This window comes from Streptomyces sp. NPDC001351, from assembly GCF_042896045.1.
Lineage (GTDB): Bacteria > Actinomycetota > Actinomycetes > Streptomycetales > Streptomycetaceae > Streptomyces.
The window spans coordinates 588,217-607,106 of the sequence record NZ_JBIAWS010000006.1; the positions used below are offsets into that span (position 1 = coordinate 588,217).

Annotated in this window: 15 protein-coding genes; 6 read left to right on the plus strand and 9 right to left on the minus strand. The window is 70.6% G+C overall.

Annotated elements, in window-relative coordinates:
• Positions 1-158: 158 nt before the first annotated feature.
• On the plus strand, positions 159-767 hold the full coding sequence (locus tag ACFY1U_RS24955) for a Uma2 family endonuclease (protein WP_390696326.1): 609 nt from the start codon (positions 159-161) through the stop codon (positions 765-767).
• A gap of 23 nt (positions 768-790) precedes the next feature.
• Here ACFY1U_RS24955 and ACFY1U_RS24960 read toward each other — a convergent pair whose 3' ends face one another.
• The 3 genes from ACFY1U_RS24960 to acnA form a co-directional block, all read right to left on the minus strand.
• Positions 791-2,281, minus strand: a complete 1,491-nt coding sequence (locus ACFY1U_RS24960; RefSeq protein ID WP_390696327.1) for an ATP-binding protein — start codon at positions 2,279-2,281, stop codon at positions 791-793.
• Positions 2,278-2,721 carry a response regulator transcription factor gene (locus ACFY1U_RS24965; protein WP_390696328.1) on the minus strand — a complete coding sequence of 148 codons (444 nt, stop codon included), beginning with the start codon at positions 2,719-2,721 and terminating at the stop codon, positions 2,278-2,280. The genes ACFY1U_RS24960 and ACFY1U_RS24965 overlap by 4 nt, the downstream gene beginning before the upstream one ends.
• Positions 2,722-2,866: 145 nt before the next feature.
• Positions 2,867-5,584 (minus strand): aconitate hydratase AcnA, encoded by a 2,718-nt coding sequence (gene acnA, locus ACFY1U_RS24970; RefSeq protein WP_390696329.1) that lies wholly within the window; start codon positions 5,582-5,584, stop codon positions 2,867-2,869.
• A 463-nt stretch (positions 5,585-6,047) separates the two neighbouring features.
• Between acnA and ACFY1U_RS24975 the strand changes: the two genes are divergently transcribed.
• From ACFY1U_RS24975 to ACFY1U_RS24995, 5 genes are all read left to right on the plus strand, one after another.
• Complete coding sequence (locus ACFY1U_RS24975; protein ID WP_390696330.1) at positions 6,048-7,577, plus strand: helix-turn-helix domain-containing protein; 1,530 nt, start codon at positions 6,048-6,050, stop codon at positions 7,575-7,577.
• A gap of 386 nt (positions 7,578-7,963) precedes the next feature.
• Positions 7,964-8,935, plus strand: coding sequence for an ABC transporter ATP-binding protein (locus tag ACFY1U_RS24980; RefSeq protein ID WP_390696332.1), 972 nt, complete (start codon positions 7,964-7,966; stop codon positions 8,933-8,935).
• Positions 8,932-9,678 (plus strand): ABC transporter permease, encoded by a 747-nt coding sequence (locus tag ACFY1U_RS24985; RefSeq protein ID WP_390696333.1) that lies wholly within the window; start codon positions 8,932-8,934, stop codon positions 9,676-9,678. The genes ACFY1U_RS24980 and ACFY1U_RS24985 overlap by 4 nt, the downstream gene beginning before the upstream one ends.
• 29 nt (positions 9,679-9,707) lie before the next feature.
• Positions 9,708-10,823 carry a sensor histidine kinase gene (locus tag ACFY1U_RS24990; protein WP_390696334.1) on the plus strand — a complete coding sequence of 372 codons (1,116 nt, stop codon included), beginning with the start codon at positions 9,708-9,710 and terminating at the stop codon, positions 10,821-10,823.
• The gene (locus tag ACFY1U_RS24995) at positions 10,820-11,422 is read left to right on the plus strand and encodes a response regulator transcription factor (protein ID WP_365840653.1); all 603 of its coding nucleotides are present in this window, start codon (positions 10,820-10,822) and stop codon (positions 11,420-11,422) included. Before ACFY1U_RS24990 ends, ACFY1U_RS24995 begins: the two co-directional genes overlap by 4 nt.
• A gap of 10 nt (positions 11,423-11,432) precedes the next feature.
• Here ACFY1U_RS24995 and ACFY1U_RS25000 read toward each other — a convergent pair whose 3' ends face one another.
• From ACFY1U_RS25000 to ACFY1U_RS25025, 6 genes are all read right to left on the minus strand, one after another.
• Positions 11,433-11,597, minus strand: a complete 165-nt coding sequence (locus ACFY1U_RS25000; protein ID WP_390696335.1) for a hypothetical protein — start codon at positions 11,595-11,597, stop codon at positions 11,433-11,435.
• Between the two features lie 61 nt (positions 11,598-11,658).
• On the minus strand, positions 11,659-12,516 hold the full coding sequence (locus ACFY1U_RS25005; RefSeq protein ID WP_390696336.1) for an ABC transporter permease: 858 nt from the start codon (positions 12,514-12,516) through the stop codon (positions 11,659-11,661).
• A complete protein-coding gene (locus tag ACFY1U_RS25010; protein WP_390696337.1) occupies positions 12,513-13,493 on the minus strand; it encodes an ABC transporter ATP-binding protein in 981 nt (326 codons plus the stop codon). Before ACFY1U_RS25010 ends, ACFY1U_RS25005 begins: the two co-directional genes overlap by 4 nt.
• Positions 13,494-13,524: 31 nt before the next feature.
• Positions 13,525-14,631, minus strand: coding sequence for a thiopeptide maturation pyridine synthase (locus ACFY1U_RS25015; protein WP_390696338.1), 1,107 nt, complete (start codon positions 14,629-14,631; stop codon positions 13,525-13,527).
• Positions 14,628-17,030 carry a lantibiotic dehydratase gene (locus tag ACFY1U_RS25020; protein ID WP_390696339.1) on the minus strand — a complete coding sequence of 801 codons (2,403 nt, stop codon included), beginning with the start codon at positions 17,028-17,030 and terminating at the stop codon, positions 14,628-14,630. The genes ACFY1U_RS25015 and ACFY1U_RS25020 overlap by 4 nt, the downstream gene beginning before the upstream one ends.
• Positions 17,027-18,880: a TOMM precursor leader peptide-binding protein gene (locus ACFY1U_RS25025; RefSeq protein WP_390696340.1), complete on the minus strand. Its 1,854-nt coding sequence runs from the start codon at positions 18,878-18,880 to the stop codon at positions 17,027-17,029. Before ACFY1U_RS25025 ends, ACFY1U_RS25020 begins: the two co-directional genes overlap by 4 nt.
• Between the last annotated feature and the right edge of the window lie 10 nt (positions 18,881-18,890).

Sequence of the window (18,890 nt, forward strand, 5' to 3'; positions counted from 1 at the left end):
GAGCGCTCCCACCCCGTCTGTTGCGGAAGGTAGCGCTGTGGGGCGTGGTTGTAAACGGTTATGGCGCGCGTCAATGGCGCGCCGTGGCATCGCCACTTCGGGTGGCGGTACCTTCGTACGTACGATCACGCCGCGTATCGGCGTCCACACTGACGCCCATGGGAGCAGTGATGACCACACCCCAGCAGGCCACCGAGGACACCTGGATGTTCCCGCCGGCAGACGGCTGGACCTTCGACCAGGTCAAGGACTTGGAGCTGCCCTTCGACTGGGAACTCGTGGATGGACGGATCGTGGTTCGAGGACAAACCAGGTTCTGGCACAACCGTGTGCGGGACAGGATTGCAAGGGCCCTGGAGGCCGCGTGTACCCAGCCGTACGAGGTCGTGGCCGAGCAATGTGTGATGGTCGATGACCAGAACACGCCCAAGCCCGACGTGATCGTCTTTGACCCCCGAAAGCTGAATTTCTTCGAGGTCGAATGTGTTCCGGTGGGGAAGGTCTCCCTGATCGTGGAGGTAGTCTCTCCCGGCTCCCGGCAGGACGACCGCGTACGCAAGCCCGCGCTCTTCTCCGCGAACAAGGTCCCCTACTACTGGCGCGTGGAACTGGACCGAGACCAGAAGATCGCGGTGCACGAGTACTGGCTCAACGCGGACACCCTCTCGTACTTCCCCGCGCCGTCCCATCCGGTGCACCACGACAAGCTGGTCACCGAGCTGCCGTTCCCCACCGAGATCGACCTCGACGCCCTCGTCGGCTTCTGACCCCTCTCGCGGCTACCGCCCTGTCAACCGTGCAGGACCCGGCACGAGCCGCTCGCCACGGCGTTGTCCCCAGCGGCCGGCAGTTCCACCGTGAACTCCGTACGTCCCGGTTGGCTTTGTACGTCGATCCGTCCGCCGTGCGCCGCTGTGATCGCCGCGACGATGGCCAGCCCGAGCCCCGACCCGCCCGCCGTCCCCGGCGCGCGCGAGCGGGACGTGTCGGCGCGGGTGAAGCGCTCGAAGACCTTCGGCAGTAGGTCCGGGGAGATGCCGGGCCCGTCGTCCCGCACCCTGATGAGGCAGCGCTGCCGTGTGGCATCCACCTCCGCGACCACCGTCGTGCCCGCGGGTGTGTGCTCACGCGCGTTGGCCAGCAGGTTGGCCACCAGCCGGTGGAGGCGGGCCTCGTCGCCGGTGACCAGGGCCGGGGTCTCGGCGAGGGAGAGCGCGAGTTGCCAGTCGTGGCCGCTGCCCGCCGCCCGTGCGTCCCAGAGGGCCTCGGCGACCACGGCCGCGAGGTCCACCTCGGCGGACTGGAGCGGCCGGCCCTCGTCGAGGCGGGCGAGCAGCAGCAGGTCCTCCACCAGGCCTGTCATACGGGCCGACTCCGCCGAGACGCGGCGCCAGGCCAGCACCGGCTCGATGCGGTCCGTGCCGCGGTTCATCAGTTCCGCGTAGCCCGCGATGGACGCGAGGGGGGTGCGCAGTTCGTGGCTCGCGTCGGCCAGGAAGCGCCGCATCCGTTCCTCGCTGCGCCGGCGTTCGGCGAGGGAGGACTCGACGTGGTCGATCATCCGATTGAGGGCGGCGCCGACCTGGCCGACCTCGCCGGCGGGGTCGGTGTCCCGGGCCGGGACGCGGGTGAGGCCGGTGACCTCGCCGCGGCCGAACGGTGAGCGGGTGACCTCGACCGCGGTGGCGGCGACCCGGCCGAGGGGGCGCAGCTGACGTCGTATGACCACGGCGCAGACGATGCCCGTGACGGCAAGGCCGGTGGCCGCGACGACCGCCTCGGTCCCGACCAGTCCGTCGATCATGTGCTGTACGTCGTCCATGGGGAGTCCGGCGAGGACGCGGACCCCGTCCGAGTCGAGCCCGGTGATCCGGTAGGTGCCGAGGCCGGGGACGGGGACGGTGTGCTGGGAGCCGTTGGGTGCGATGCCCTTCAGGGCGCTGCGCTGGGGGGCGGTCAGGGACTGCGGCGGGGCGTCCTGGCTGACGATCGCCGCGGAGACGACCCTGCCGTGGACGTCGAGGCGGGCGGCGAGCATGCCGACGGGGTGACCGTTCTCGGTGAGGAAGGAGAGGTTCGCCTGGTCGTCCCGGTGCAGAGCGGCCCCGCCCAGACTGCGCTCGGCGGCGTTGCTGACGCGGCGGTCCAACTCGCCCATGAGCGAGGCCCGTTGGACCAGGGCGGTGGTGAACGTCGTCGCCGCGCACACGACGACGAGGGTGGCGCAGACGAACAGCAGCAGTCGGGCGCGCAGGGAGCGGGCGACCGGGCGGGCGGTCATCTGCCGTACTCCGCGGACCTGATGGTGCACCCCGTCCCCCGCACGGTGTGGATCACCGGCAGGTCGAACTCCTCGGCCGTGAGGCGGATCGGCCGGCCTGCGCGGCGCACCCCGCGGGTCTCCCGGGCCGGTACGAGGTCGCCGAGGACGCGAACGGAACCGTCGGCCCGGGTGCCCCCGGTGCCGGCCCGGCGCAGCCGACCGCGCAGCCGGAGGACGACGTCCTCCGGGGAGAAGGGCTTGGTGACGTGGTCGTCGGCGCTGTTGTGGAGGCCGTCGATGCGGTGTTCCACGGCGTCGCGGGCGGTCCGCAGCGCGCTGCGTCCGTCGGCGGCGGAGCCCGCCTCGGTGGCGGCGGACAGCACTTCGGTGAGCGCGGGCTCGTCGTCGACGACGAGGACGCGGGCCCGGCCGGTTCGGGACGCGGAGGTGCCTGACATGTCTCGATACTGTCCCGGTCTGCTGAGGGAACCCTGTGTTCCACCTGAGGGTGGGTGATGACCTGGGATTTCCCGGCCGGGACACGGCGAGGGCCGCACCCCCGGCGTACCGGGGATGCGGCCCTCGACTGCCCTGCTGTGCCGCTTACTTGCGGATCAGGCTGCGCAGCACGTACTGCATGATGCCGCCGTTGCGGTAGTAGTCGGCCTCACCGGGGGTGTCGATGCGGACGACCGCGTCGAACTCGACGCCCGTGTCGGTGGTGACCTTGACCGTGCGCGGCGTGGTGCCGTTGTTGAGCTCCTCGACGCCGGTGAAGGAGAAGGTCTCCTCGCCGGTCAGACCGAGGGACTCGGCGTTCGCGCCCTCCGGGAACTGCAGCGGCAGCACGCCCATGCCGATGAGGTTCGAGCGGTGGATGCGCTCGTACGACTCGGCGATGACGGCCTTGACGCCGAGGAGGGCCGTGCCCTTGGCCGCCCAGTCGCGGGACGAGCCGGAGCCGTACTCCTTGCCGGCCAGGATGGCCAGCGGGATGCCCTGCTCGATGTAGTTGCGGGAGGCGTCGTAGATGAACGACACCGGACCGCCGTCCTGGGTGAAGTCGCGGGTGTAGCCGCCCTCGGTGCCCGGCGCGATCTGGTTGCGCAGGCGGATGTTGGCGAACGTACCGCGGATCATGACCTCGTGGTTGCCGCGGCGGGAGCCGTAGCTGTTGAAGTCGCGGCGCTCGACGCCGTGCTCCGTGAGGTACTTGCCGGCCGGGGTGTCGGCCTTGATGGCGCCGGCGGGCGAGATGTGGTCCGTCGTCACCGAGTCGCCGAGCTTGGCGAGCACGCGGGCGCCGGAGATGTCGGAGACCGGCGACGGCTCCAGCTCCATGCCCTCGAAGTACGGGGGCTTGCGGACGTACGTCGACTCGGCGTCCCACTCGAAGGTGTTGCCGGTCGGGATCGGCAGCGCCTGCCACTGGGCGTCGCCCGCGAAGACGTCCTGGTAGGACTTGTTGAACATGTCCTCGCCGATGGCGTTGGCCACGACGTCGTTGACCTCGGCCTCGGAGGGCCAGATGTCCTTCAGGAAGACCGGGTTGCCGTCCTGGTCGGTGCCCAGGGCGTCACGGGTGATGTCCACCTTCATGGAGCCCGCGATGGCGTACGCGACGACCAGCGGCGGGGAGGCCAGGTAGTTCATCTTGACGTCGGGGTTGATACGGCCCTCGAAGTTCCGGTTGCCGGAGAGGACCGAGGTGACCGCGAGGTCGTGGTCGTTGACGGCCTTGGAGACCTCCTCCGGCAGCGGGCCGGAGTTGCCGATGCAGGTGGTGCAGCCGTAGCCGACGAGGTTGAAGCCGACCTTGTCGAGGTACGGGGTCAGGCCCGCCTTGTCGAAGTAGTCGGTGACGACCTTGGAGCCGGGGGCGAGGGTGGTCTTGACCCACGGCTTGCGGGTCAGGCCCTTCTCCACGGCCTTCTTCGCGACGAGCGCGGCGGCGACCATGACGTACGGGTTGGAGGTGTTGGTGCAGGAGGTGATCGCGGCGACCGTGACGGCGCCGTGGTCGATCTCGTACGTCGAGCCGTCGGGGGCGGTGACGGTGACCGGGTTGGACGGGGCGCCGTTCGGGGCGACGGCCGGGGAGTCGGAGGCCGGGAAGGACTCCTTGCCGGACTCGTCCACGGAGTCGACGTAGTTGAGGACGTCGGACTTGAACTGCTGGGCCGCGTTGGCGAGGACGATGCGGTCCTGGGGGCGCTTCGGGCCGGCGATGGAGGGGACGACCGTGGAGAGGTCCAGCTCGAGCTTCTCGGAGAAGTCCGGCTCGGCCTTCGGGTCCAGCCAGAGGCCCTGCTCCTTGGCGTATGCCTCGACGAGCGCGACCTGCTGGTCGGAGCGGCCGGTCAGGCGCAGGTAGTTCAGGGTCTCGTCGTCGATCGGGAAGATCGCGGCGGTGGAGCCGAACTCCGGCGACATGTTGCCGATGGTGGCGCGGTTGGCGAGGCTCGTGGCGGCCACACCCTCGCCGTAGAACTCGACGAACTTGCCGACGACACCGTGCTTGCGGAGCATCTCGGTGATGGTGAGCACGAGGTCGGTGGCGGTGGTGCCGGGCTGCAGCTCGCCGGTGAGCTTGAAGCCGACGACGCGCGGGATGAGCATGGAGACCGGCTGGCCGAGCATGGCGGCCTCGGCCTCGATGCCGCCGACGCCCCAGCCGAGCACACCGAGGCCGTTGACCATGGTGGTGTGCGAGTCGGTGCCGACGAGGGTGTCGGGGTACGCCTGACCGTTACGGACCATGACGGTACGCGCGAGGTGCTCGATGTTGACCTGGTGGACGATGCCGGTGCCGGGCGGGACGACCTTGAACTCGTCGAAGGCGGTCTGGCCCCAGCGCAGGAACTGGTAGCGCTCCTTGTTGCGGCCGTACTCCAGCTCGACGTTCTGCTTGAAGGCGTCGTTCGTGCCGAACTTGTCGGCGATGACGGAGTGGTCGATGACCAGCTCGGCCGGGGCCAGCGGGTTGATCTTCGCCGGGTCGCCGCCGAGCTCCTTGACGGCCTCACGCATGGTGGCGAGGTCGACGACACAGGGCACGCCGGTGAAGTCCTGCATGATCACGCGGGCGGGCGTGAACTGGATCTCCTGGCTGGGCTGCGCCTGGGAGTCCCAGCCACCGAGGGCGCGGATGTGGTCGGCGGTGATGTTCGCGCCGTCCTCCGTGCGGAGCAGGTTCTCCAGCAGGACCTTGAGGCTGTACGGCAGTCGGGCCGAGCCGTCCACCTTGTCCAGCCGGAAGATCTCGTACGACTCGTCGCCCACCTGCAGCGTGCTGCGGGCGTCGAAGCTGTTCGCCGACACGACAGTCTCCTTCATTGATGTGCGCGTACTCACCACGATCCTGCCGCCACGGCATCTCGGCCAATCCGCTAAGGTAAGGCTAAGTTAGGCATGCCTTACCGGTCAGACTGAATTGCGGCGTGCGGCTGTGGTGCTCCTCGGCAGATATCTCGATGTCGAGATAACTCTAGTACATGGGGCCGGGATGGTCATGCCCGACCTCGTCACAGTCGCGCCCCGACGCCTCCGCCCGCCACCGCTCACACAACCCGTCCCGCCCCGCGATTATCTGGCGAAATAGAACATTTGGCGCGGGCGCCCATCAGTGAGCCGAGCCTGGGTACTCGACCCGCCACGGGGAAGTCCGTCCGGCATGAAGGGAGGCACTCGCCCACCGGCCTCCCATGAGGCGACGTTGACGGCCCGTCACCCGAACGGACCCCCTTCACGTGCCTCATCTCATATCTGAGATAACCTCAACCCCATGGCAGACGACTACCTCGTACGCATCGGCAAGCTCATCCGTGACGCCCGGCAACATCGCGGCTGGACACAGGCCCAGCTCGCGGAGGCGCTCGGCACCAGCCAGAGCGCCGTCAATCGCATTGAGCGCGGTAACCAGAACATCAGTCTTGAGATGATCGCTCGAATCGGTGAAGCACTGGAGAGCGAAATCGTCTCGTTGGGCTATGCGGGGCCGATGCATCTGCGGGTGGTCGGCGGCCGTCGGCTGTCCGGCGCCATCGACGTCAAGACGAGCAAGAACGCGTGTGTGGCGCTGCTGTGCGCCTCCCTGCTCAACAAGGGCCGCACGGTGCTGCGCCGGGTGGCGCGGATCGAGGAGGTCTACCGGCTCCTGGAGGTGCTGGGCTCCATCGGGGTGCGCACGCGCTGGATCAACGACGGCGTGGACCTGGAGATCGTGCCGCCCGCCGAGCTGGACATGGCGGCGATCGACGCCGACGCGGCCGTACGGACGCGGTCCATCATCATGTTCTTCGGCCCGCTGCTGCACCGCATGGACCACTTCAAGCTGCCGTACGCGGGCGGTTGCGACCTGGGCACGCGGACCATCGAGCCGCACATGATCGCGCTGCGCCGGTTCGGGCTCGACATCACCGCCACCGAGGGCCAGTACCACGCGCTGGTGGACCGGACGGCGCGGCCCGACCGGCCGATCGTGCTGACCGAGCGCGGGGACACCGTCACCGAGAACGCGCTGCTGGCCGCCGCCCGCCACGACGGCGTCAGCGTCATCCGCAACGCGTCCTCCAACTACATGGTCCAGGACCTGTGCTTCTTCCTGGAGGCGCTCGGCGTCAAGGTCGAGGGCATCGGTACGACGACCCTCACCGTGCACGGCGTGCCGCAGATCGACGTCGACGTCGACTACTCCCCCTCCGAGGACCCGGTCGAGGCGATGAGCCTGCTGGCCGCGGCGGTGGTGACGGAGTCGGAGCTGACGGTGCGTCGGGTGCCCATCGAGTTCCTGGAGATCGAGCTGGCGGTCCTGGAGGAGATGGGGCTTGACCACGACCGCACGCCCGAGTACACCGCGGACAACGGCCGTACGCGGCTGGTGGACCTGACCGTGCGGCCCTCGAAGCTCGAAGCGCCGATCGACAAGATCCACCCGATGCCGTTCCCCGGCCTCAACATCGACAACGTCCCGTTCTTCGCGGCCATCGCGGCCGTGGCGCAGGGCAAGACGCTGATCCACGACTGGGTCTACGACAACCGCGCGATCTACCTCACCGACCTCAACCGCCTCGGCGGCCGCCTCCAGCTCCTCGACCCGCACCGGGTACTGGTCGAGGGCCCGACCCGCTGGCGCGCCGCCGAGATGATGTGCCCGCCCGCGCTACGGCCCGCCGTGGTCGTCCTGCTGGCGATGATGGCGGCCGACGGCACGTCCGTCCTGCGCAACGTGTATGTCATCAACCGGGGTTACGAGGATCTGGCGGAGCGGCTGAACTCGGTCGGGGCGCAGATCGAGATCTTCCGGGACATTTGATGTGCGGATGCCGCCGTACCCCGTCTGACCTGACATTCAGCGGGTCAGGAAGGGGTGCGGCGGCATCTCCGGGGCTTCTACGGGACTTCGGGCCTGCGGCGGGCTGCGGGCCACGCTCGACGGCCCCTGTCGGCTGACCGCGGCTGCACGAAGATCGCGTCGATGGCGGCGCTTCCCCGCACGTAGGAAAGAGCCGGGGCTGTGTGCCCGCTGGGTTCCGGGCGGCATCGCGGGGCACTTGTCGGTTCACGCCCCCGCGCTATAGTGCCGAAACCCCAGATCACTCGCCCGCGGACCCCGGGTGAGCAGGGGTTGACTTTTGTCATCTCGCGCTGGTGACAGGGCGGCACTGCCGAGCCCGGTCATTGGACGGGAGTCTGGTGACCATGGCAACAACACAGGCGGTGCTGACGGCCGAAGGGCTGCGGTACCGGTACGGAGAGACTGTCGCACTCGCAGGCGTGGACCTGCGGGTCGACCCGGGAGAGTGCGTCGCGCTGCTCGGACCCAACGGGGCCGGGAAGTCCACATTGGTGGCGCTCACGGTCGGACTGCTCGCGCCGCAGCAGGGGACCGTGCGGATCCTGGGCGGTGATCCCCTCCGGGCGACGACCCGCCGGCGGCTGGGCGTGGCGCAGCAGACCCTGGGATTCCCGAACACGCTGACCGTGGGCGAGCTCGTGAGCGGTGCCGCCGTCCGCGGCGGGCTGCGGGCGACCGCGGCGGTGCCGGTCCTGGAGGAACTCGGGCTGACCGATCTGGCGCGCAGGCGGGTGGCGAAGCTGTCCGGCGGTCAGAAGCAACGCGTGCAGTTGGCGATGGCACTGGTCACCGAGCCGACGCTGCTGGTCCTTGACGAGCCGACGGTCGGACTGGACACCCAGGCCCGGCGGCAGTTCTGGGAGATCCTGGCGCGGCGCCGGGCACAGGGCGCCGCCGTGCTGGTGACCACGCACCTGATCGAGGAGTCGGCCGCGGTCGCGGACCGTGTGGTGGTGCTCGACCACGGTCGGGTACTTGCCGACGGGTCGCCGCAGGAGCTGGTGTCCCGCCTGCCCGACCGGACCGTGACCGTCCGGACCACCCTCGACCAGGACGGACTGGAGCGCCTGCCGGGTGTGCTCCGGCTCGGGCGGGAGCACGGTCTGGTGACGATCCAGACGCGTTCGCCGGAGGACCTGCTGCGCGTGCTGCTGGACCGGGACCCGCAGCTGTCGGAACTGCGGGTACGGGACGCCGGTCTGGAGGAGGCCGTGGTCGCACTGACCGACGGCGGGGAGGCGGTCGGACCTTCCCCGTCCGCGCCGTCGCCGGATCGTGGAACCTCAGGACGCACTCACGAAGGCAGCACGGCATGAACATGATGATGGGACGGATCTTCCGCGCCGAGCTGCGGGACGAACTCCGGTCGATCGTGCGGGAACCCACCTCGTTGTTCTTCGGCGTCCTCATGCCGGTCGGGATCTTCGTGCTGTTCAACCTGCTGTACGGGCACGATGCCGTGCAGGGCCTGTCGGCCGGTACGGCGATGGTGGCCACGTTCGGCACCTACGGGGTGATCACTGTGGCCTCACTGCAGCCGGGGATCGGGGTCGCACAGGACAGGGACCTGGGCTGGCTGCGCATGAAGCGGGTGTCCGCCGTACCGATCTGGATCAGCCTCACCGCCAAGGCCACCGCCGCGCTCCTGTACGGCGTGGGCGTGCTGGTACTGATGGGGGCGGCGGCCGCGGCCTTCGGCACGCTCCACGCCTCGCCCTGGGCGCTGTTGCGGGTGGCTCTGGTGCTGCTGCTGGGCAGTGTCCCGTTCACGCTGTTCAGCGTGGCGGTCGGTTTCCGGTTCCGCACGGGCGCGGCGAACGCGCTGCTCAATGCGGTGCTCTTCCCGCTGGCGGTGCTGTCCGGGCTGTGGATGCCGATCCGGTTGCTGCCCTCGGTCGTCCGGGACATCGCCGAGTTCCTGCCCACGTACCACCTCGCCCAGCTCGGGCTCGCCCAGCTGGGTCAGGGCACCTCCCTGCTCCACGTGCTCGCCTTGGTGGTCACCACAGTTGTGGCGGCCGGCGTGGCGGCGGCGTCCTACCGGCACGCGCGGATCTGAGGCCGGTCCGACATGGGCAGGACGTGGACATGAGCGGCTTCGACGGTACGGCTGCCGGGTCCGTGGCCGAGCGGCTGCGGACCTGGGAGTGGATCTACCTCGGCTACCTGGTGTTCCTGCCGGCGCAGCCGTACTTCTCCCCGGATCCCGCGTGGTGGGAGTGGCCGCTGGCGATCGTGGTGTGCGCGGCCACGGTCCTGCTGTACGCGATCGCCCTGCTGCGGAGCCGGTCCGTGTGGAGCGTCTGGGCGTCGGTGGTCCCGATGGCCGTGCTCGGCGCGCTGGCCACGCCGTTCAACGCCGCCGCAAGCGTGCTGTTCATCTATGCCGCGGCCGCCGCGGGCAACTCGCTGCCGTGGCGGGTCGCGCGGCGCTGGTTCGCCGGCCTGACCGTGCTGGACTGTGTCACGGCACTGCTGTCACAGGTACCGGTGTCCTACCGGCTGCTGGGTTTCGGTTCGGCGCTCGTCATGATCTGGGTGATCGGGCTGCTCGAACTCAGGCAGCGCGACCGGAGGCAGGAGCTGGAGAACCAGCGGCTCCGTAATGACCAGGTCGAACTGCTCGCGACCCTGGCCGAACGCGAACGCATCGCGCGTGACCTCCACGACCTGCTCGGGCATTCGCTGACCGCGGTGGTGATGCGCGCGCAGCTGACCAAGGAGCTGGTGCTCGCCGATCCCGAACGGGCGCGCGCCGAGTCCGAGGAGATCGAGCGCAACGCACGGGAGGCGCTGAGCGCGGTGCGCAGCACGGTCACCGGCTGGCGGCGGACCAGCGTCCGGGCGGAGCTGGAGGTGGCACGGCGTACGCTGGCCGGGACCGGGGTGACGTTGCGGGTGAACGTCGACGGCGAGCCGGGCCTGGTCGCGGCGACCGAGCACGAGCTGGGGCTGGCGCTGCGCGAGGCGGTGACCAACGTGGCCCGGCACGCGCGAGCCTCCAGCTGCCGCATCGGACTGGATACGGACGGGGAACGGGTGCGCTTGGTGATCGCGGACGACGGGGTCGGCGGCGACGCCCCGGAGGGCACCGGGCTGACCGGGCTCCGGGAGCGGATCACGAAACTCGGGGGCTCGGTGCAGCGCTCCGGCTCCGCCGGCACGACGCTGGTCATCACGGTGCCGGTGGAGGCGGCCGGATGATCCGGGTGGTGCTGGCCGAGGACCAGGGCATGGTGCTGGGCGCGTTCGCGTCCCTGCTGGACCTGCAGGCGGACATCACGGTGGTGGCGACCGCGACCGACGGCGACGACGCGCTGGCCGCGGTGCGCGAGCACCGGCCGGATGTGCTGGTGACCGACATCGAGATGCCCGGCCGTACGGGTCTCGACCTGGCCGTGGAGCTGAACCGCCTGGGTGACCCCACCCGGGTGCTGATCGTGACCACGTTCGCGCGCAGTGGCTACCTGCGGCGCGCGGTCGACGCGGGTGTGGCTGGGTATGTACTCAAGGACGCGCCGATCGGTGAGCTGGCAGCGGCCCTGCGCCGGGTGCACGCGGGCGAGCGGGTGGTCTCGCCGGAGCTGGCGGTGGCCGCGTGGGACGCGGCCGATCCGTTGACGGAGCGGGAACGTGAGCTGCTGCGCGCGGTCGCGGAGGGGGCGGGCAACGCCGAGATCGCGGCGCGCCTGTGTCTTGCCGAGGGGACCGTCCGCAACTACCTCTCCAGTGCCATGGCCAAGCTGGGCGCGCGCAACCGGACCGAGGCGGCTCGGGTGGCGCGGACCCGCGGCTGGCTCTGAAGGCCGCCCGTCAATCGCGGTCCCGGTTACGGCCGTTGGTGATCGCGTAGAGGGTTCCGAGCAGCATTCCGCCCACCACACAGACGCCGACCCCCATCGTGGGGCTGATCATGAAGCCGCTGACGACGACGGCCGCGAAGACCATCGGTGCGGCGGTCCTGAGGTTCCTGTTCATCTGTCGTGCTCCTTCTTGCTCTTCTTCTCGCATGCTTCTCTAACTTCTTCTTGAGGTCGTCTCAGCCGAGCGCCCGGGACATGAATCCTCTGATGCCGGTCACTGCGGTGACCGCCATGGCGAACAGCAGCACCAGTGCGTCCGTCCACAGCGGGATCGACGACACAGGACCGGGCAGTGCCGCGGCTCGCAGTCCTTCGCTCACGTACGTCAGCGGGTTGATCGCGGAGATCACCTGGAACCACCTCAGATGACCGAGGGACGACCAGGGGTACTGGACGGACCCCGTGAACGTCAGCGGGGCCATGACGAGCGAGAAGGTGACACCGATGCGGTCCGGCGACACGATCGTGCCCAGTGTGAGGCCGAGGCCGGCACCGGTCGCCGAGCCGAGCAGCAGGATCAGCAGCGCGCCCGGCCAGGCAGTGAGCGGCCAGCCGGCACCCCCCAGCACGAGGAACCCGACCGGCGCCATGACCAGCCCGGCGAACAGGCCGCACAGTGTTCCGAACACCATCTTGGCGACGGCGACCAGCTCTCCCGGCAGCGGTGCGAGCAGTCTGTCCTCGATCTCGCCGGACCACGAGAAGTCCATGATCAGCGGCATCGCGGTGTTCTCCAGGGAGACCAGCAGCGCGTTGAGCGCCATGACGCCGGGCAGCAGGGTCGCGCCGAAGTCGCCCCTGGTGTAGCCGGCCTCGCCGAGCACCTTGCCGAAGACGAAGAACAGCAGGAGCGGCTGGACGATCACCTGCAGCAGGAACGCGGTCGGCCGACGGGTGGTGGTGTACACGTCGCGCCACAGCACCGCCAGGAAGGTCCGCGTCACGGAAGCGGCGTCGTGACGCGGTCGCCGGCCGGCGGCCCCGGCGGATCGGGCGGCCTCGACGGCCTCGGCGCTTTCGCTCACGGTGGTCACCGCAGTTCCCTTCCGGTCAGACTGATGAACACGTCCTGGAGGCTCGGCCGGGCGATCGACAGATCGACCAGCTCGACCCCGCGGTCGACGATGATGCGCAGGACGTCCGGCAGCAGGACTGACGGGTCCTTCTCGGTCCGCACCCGGAAGTACTGGCTGTCGCCGCTCCCGGACCCGCCCGGCGCATCGTGCTCGACGGTGCCGGCCCCGGGCAGATCCGTCAGCGCGGCGAGGATCTCGACGCTCGGCACCTGCGCACCGCGGACCTGTGCGGTGATCGTGGTGCCGCCCTGGAGTGCCCCGGTCAGCGCGCGCGGCGTGTCCAGCGCGAGGAGCCTGCCGTGGTCGACGATGCCGATGCGGTCGGACAGGCTCTCGGCCTCGTCCATGTCGTGGGTGGTGAGTACCACGGTGACGCCGCGGTCGCGCAGTTCGCGAATGCGTTCGTGCAGGAACAGCCGCGACTGGGGATCCAGGCCGGTCGACGGCTCGTCGAGGAACAGCACCTCGGGCGCGTGCATCAGGGCCCGCGCGATGACGACCCGCTGCGCCTGGCCGCCGGAGAGCCGCTCGACCCGTTGGCCGGCCTGCTCGGTGAGCCCCATCAGGTCGAGCAACTCCTCGGCGCGGCTGGTCCGTTCGTCCTTGCCGACGCCGTGGTAGCGCGCATGGAAGAGCAGGTTCTGCCGCACGTCGAGGGAGCGGTCCAGGTTCTGGCGTTGCGGTACGACGGCGAGCAGCCGCTTGGCCGCGGCCGGCCGGGCCACCACGTCCGTGCCGAAGACCAGGCACCGGCCGGACGTCGGCCGTATCCGGGTGGTCAGCACGCCGACGGTGGTGGACTTGCCGGCTCCGTTCGGGCCGAGCAGGCCGAAGACCTCGCCCCGCTCGACCGTGAAGCTCAGACCGTCCACGGCGGCAGGTGCGTGCGGGTGGTAGCGCTTGACGAGTTCACTGACGGTGACGGCGTGGGTCACGGGTTCGTCCTTCCTCGGGTTCGTGGGCCGGTCACAGCCGGCCGCCGCTGTCGACGAAACCGATCAGGTCTTCGATCCGGTCCATCGCGGTCACTCCGTGTACGTCCTCGACGGCGCGGGAGACGACGTGGCAGATCAGGTTGCGTTCCATCTCGCCGATGCCGAGCCGGTACATGTTGAGGTAGAGCCAGTTGAGGACCACCCGGTACTGCTGGAAGGTGTTCCAGCCGCCCAGTTGGTCGGCCGCCGTCCGGTGGCCGCCGAGGACCCGGTGGAACTCGCTGCGGTCCGACCAGGCGCTCCAGGTCGAACCCCAGGCCTCCGGCTCGCCGTTCATATCGGTGTTGAGCGCCAACTCGCCTGTCCCGATCAGCTCGTTGGCGCGGTTGCGATAGCGGAGCAGGGTGTCGAGGAGGTCGCTGAACGGGACGACGTCGTGGTAGTCCGCCGCCGCGGTGATCTCGGCGACCCGCTGTCTGAAGGTCCCGGCGTTGGCCTCGTAGACCTGGTCGAAGCGGGAACGCAGGCCGTCGGGCATCTTGGCCAGGAAGGCGTCGGCGTGTCCCCGGTAGGACATGTAGCCGTAGGTCACCGGCGGGAGGAAGCGGTTCGCCGCCCCGATGAACAGGTCCACCGCGAGCGCCATCTTCGAGCCCCCGCCACGGATCCAGTCGAGGATGTCGAACACGAGGTCGTTGGTGTCGACGTAGTAGTCGGCGAGCAGGTCCGCCGCGGTCGGTCCGCCGAGCACGTACTCACGCCGGTCGTAGGGCTCGGTCTCGACCGTGTTGTCGGGCGCCCAGGGGGTCAGCGGCCCGCGTTCGCACTCCACCTCGGCCAGCCGGACGTGCTCGGCGTGGGCTGCCTGCTCGTCGAGGAGGACGGTCGACGGGTGCGCCCGCAGGTACGGCTCCAGCACGTCGGCCACGGCCGGTGCGACGACCTCGTCGAAGACCTCGGCGCTCGCCTGGATCGGGATACGCACATGCGGACCGCGCCGCCAGTGCGGCTGGTAGTACACCCTGGCCGCCGAAGGGGCCACGGCCGTGATGAAGGGGCGTACCGCGTCGAGCAGCAGATCGGTGCGGTCGCCGTCGTGGTGGAACACGTTCACGGTGCGCCACACGGACTCTGTCATTCCTGGTCTCCTCGGCAGTTGAGCTCGATGACGTATTCGGTCACTCTCGGCACGCCTTGGTGGTCGAGGAGCGCGGCCTCGGGCGTCGGTGCGACCTCCTGGAACACCGCCGCGGCGGTCGGATCCCCGGCCAGCCGCTCGAAGGCCAGGACGAGGGGCGGCGATCCGATGTCGACATACATCGGTTTGCGGCTGCGGTCGCCCGCGAACGAACCGGCCGGCACGGTTCCCATCCGCAGCACGGACACGAAGAACCTCGGTGGGAGGCCGTGCCCGGTCAGCCAGGTCGACAGCGTGAGCAGGAAGTCCGCATCGGACTGGCCGGGCGCGCGGCGCGGGAGCGTTCCCGGCTGCGCCACCCAGGTGGCCCGCCGGAGCACCACCTGTCCGATGCTCAGCCGCGGCGCGTGCAGGACGCGGCCCTGTCCGCTCCCGGCGCTCGCGTCGTGCTGCAGCGGCTGGTCGGGGCGCAGCAGCTGGGGATTCTCGCCGAACGCCTCGATCAGCAGCGCCATGACCGGCGGGAGCTGCCGCTCGTAGGACAGTCCGCCGTGGACCGGGCGGACGACCGTGCCGCCGTCGAACAGGGCGGGCAGTCCGTCGCTGTCCAGGCCGACCGTGAGCCGGGCGGGCGGCGGGTAGTCGAGCCGGTACGGCAGGGCCGCCTCGCGCTGGTTGAGCGAGGTGGCGAGGGTCTGGGTGAACTCCGCGTACGTCGGCGTGCCCGGGTACACCGCATCGACGGGGAGCGGGTCACCCTCGACGTAGTGCAGCAGGCGGCGCACCTGTGAACGGGCCCGGCCGAACCCGGAGTTCACCGCATTGACGACCAACTCCTCGCCGTCGCGCTGGGCGTACACGGCGACCGAGCCGACCGGGCGCACCCAGGCCGGCAGTGCGTCGAGGACCTGCTCGAGCCGCCGCCGGTCCGGCAACGCGCGCCGGACCTCGGCGACCAGGTCCACCAGGTGGCGCACCTCCGCGACCGAGCTGGCCGCCAGGGTTGCGGTCAGCCCGGTCATGTCGAAGGCGACCGCGGCGGGGTGCAGCCGCCTGGCCTCGTGGCCGTCGCGGACGAGTTCGGCGTAGAACCGGTCGAACGGCACCGGCGCCTGCGCGCCGAAGCGCTCCCGGATGAACGAGGCGACCGCCAGTTTGAACGGCAGCGTGTGGTCGAAGACCGCGAGCAGCCGGCAGGCGAGGGCCAGGTCGTCCAGTGCGTCCTGCCAGGACGGCAGCCCCGCCTCGACCACGACTCCGGGGACGACCGACTGCTCGGTCACCACGTCCCGCAGCTTGCCCGTGATGCCGGCGTCCCGCAGCCGTTCGTGGAGCGCCGCCCCGAGCAGGACCCGGTCGGCTCCCTTGGCGCTCGCGTACGTACGCAACTCCTCCCGGACCGGGACCAGTTCGGGAACCCGTTCGGCCAGCTGTCGCAGCGGATCGATGCCGTGGTCGTCGAAGTCCGGTTGGAGCAGGAGCAGTCCGCTCGCCACGAGTGAGCGCAGATATCCGGCCGCCTGCTCGGGCGGTGCGGGAAGGTCCGCCGCCAGCGCGGCGAGGGTCGGCCGGGCGGCGGCGGCCCGCAGGCAGTGCCGCAGCGGCGGTGTCAGCGGCAGGGTGAGGAGGTCCTCCGCCGGTGCCGGGCCGAGGTACCGGACGGTGTCGGCCTCCAACCGCGCGCTGGGGTTGATGCGGACCGTCGCCCCGGACAGCCTGTCGGCCAGGGGGGTGAGGACCGACAGGTCGAGTTCGACGATCGACCGCGCGCTCTCGGTCGCGGTCCAGCGCAGGGCCGGCCCGTCCGGCACGAACCGGCCGAGGCCGCTGGCGGTGAACGTGCTGAACGGGCTGGTCTTGACGGCGGCGCGGGCGACGTAAAGGGCCAGCCGGATCAGTTCCTGACGACCGGGCCTGCGCCCGAGCACCTCGTGCAGGGTGGGGCTGGCATGGGCGAGGCCCTGGTCGAACCGGGGATCCGCGCTGGTCTCGCGCAGGGCGGCGTCGATGGACCGGGAGGCCTCGGCCAGCATGGTCGGCAACTGCGCACGGTCGCCGCGATAGCGCCGCAGCCTGCGGCCGAACTCGGCTATGTCCGCGGCGAGTTCGTCACCGAGGGACGCGGCGACCCGCGGGTCGGCGAGCAGCCGGTCGGGGTCACGCTGCTGGTGGACGGTGCGGCGCAGTGCCACCAGCCTGGGTTTGGCCCCGGGGTCGACGAGCGCGCCGATCACGTCGTGGCAGCGGTCGGACAGTCCCGCGGCGGCGGCCGTCAGCTCGGCCGCCGTATCGGCCAGCGCGAGGAGCTCGCGCCGCAGACGGTGGTCGACGAGCCGGTCGAGCACGTCCGCGGGCAGGCCCGCGACGCGTACTCCGAAGGTGGTGGCGTGGCGGGTCATGGGAACGGGTGGGGGTGGGGGTTGAGGTCGGTGTCGGTGAGCGGGCGCGGCGCGTGGCCGAGCCGGTGGGGCACCTCCCGCAGCCGGGGCAGCCCGGTGGTCCGCCGGTTGCGGTGGCCGAAGGTCATGGACAGGGCGCCGGGCGCGATCACCTTCACGCAGTGCAGGTCGCCGGCGGCGTGCAGGGGCGAGGTCTGGTCGACGACCACGACGTCCATGCCGCCCGCGAGCATCCGGTCGACGGCCTCGGTCAGGTCGTCCCGCAGGTCGGTGTGGAGCGGCCAGGGGCTGCGGGCGATCACCTCGTCCCAGCCGGTCATGCGGTCGCCGTCGAGCAGGAAGGAGAAGCGGTCGAACGCCTCCGGTGTCGCGGCGCACAGCGCGTGGTCGGTCATGATCCGCACCAGTTCGGGGTCGGCGGCCATCAGCCTGGCCCGTTCGGCCTCGGCCGGGTACCTGGTCAGCTCCTGTTCCACGATGGGCGCCAGTTCACCGAGGGCGGTGAGTACGGCGGCGACCGGGTCCAGGGCCGAGCCGCTGGTGCAGACGACCTTCGGCCGGGTCTCGACTCCGGTGGTGTCCTGTGCAAGCACCCAGAACGCGCGGATCCCCTCGGTCAGGGTGATGTCGAAGGCCCGCACCCGGTAGCCGTGGCGTTCTATGCGTTCCGCGACGAGCCGGATGCGCGGATCCGGTGCCCGGGTGAGGTCCACCTCGGGCACGGGCAGCCTGGCGTACCAGGTCATCAGGAACGCGTCGCGCTCGACGACCTCCAGGATCCCGTGCAGGACCGCTTCCTCGACGCAGCCGCCGAGCGCGCAGCCGTTGGAGATCTCGAAGGTGAACGGCTTGTCCGCCCGGGTGCCCGGCTGGAGCTGCATCCGGTAGTACGCATGGGTCTCCGGCACGAGCACCGGCCGGGCCCGACCGAACGAGTACGCCCACACCCAGGACACCACGGCGTCCTCGGTGAACGGCTGGTAGGCGCAGTCCGGCTCCAGATAGCGCTCCGGGGCGAGGAGACCGAGCGTACGCGGGTCCAGGGCGTCCGCGGCGAGTTCCGCGTAGCTGCCGCGCACGGTGGTCCGCTTGCCCCAGGGCCACTGGCCGCCGAGCCGTTCCAGTGCCTCGGCGACCGCGGTGGCCCGGCTCGACGCGAAGTCACGGGTGCGCCCGAACCCGGCCTCGCCCCGGTAGCCGTACTCGGCCAGGACCGCTTCGGTCAGCGGGACCATCGAGTCGCGCATGCCGCGGGGCGGGGCGACCACACCGGTCTCGGCGTCCACGTAGAGCTCGGTCAGCCGGGACTCGGAGAGTTCACGGATCCTGCTGGAGCGGGCCCGGGGCTTGGGCCGGGCGAGGGGCACGATCGCGGCTCGTGCGGCCGTGTCCTCGGGCAGCGCGCCGCAGGCCTGGCACAGCGGGTCCGGGAGGAACGTGTGCCGGGTCAGCGACAGGTCGCGCAGGTCGAGGTACCAGCAGCAGTCCCCGGCGACGCCCGAGTGCAGCACGTCGCACACGGCCTCGGCGGCGAAGCCGGACAGCCAGGCCGACGGCCGGGCCGCGATCCGCTCGTCCGCGCGCAGTTCGGCCGTCCAGGGCGTCCGTTCGGGCGCGCTGGAGCGCCATTTCTGCAGGCACCAGACGCAGCCGGGCTCACCGGGGCGGACCATCGGGCCGATCACGGCCCGGTCGAGTTCGGTCCACACCGGCAGCCAGGGCTCGCCCCGGTCCTGCGCCGCGGTCCAGTCGCCGGTGTCCCAGCCGTCGCGCGCCGCCACCAGCATCGAGGGCGGGCGCCGGGCGATGGCGTCGGCCAGCAGGCCGTCGCCGAGTACGGTGTCGCTCACGAGCCGTTCC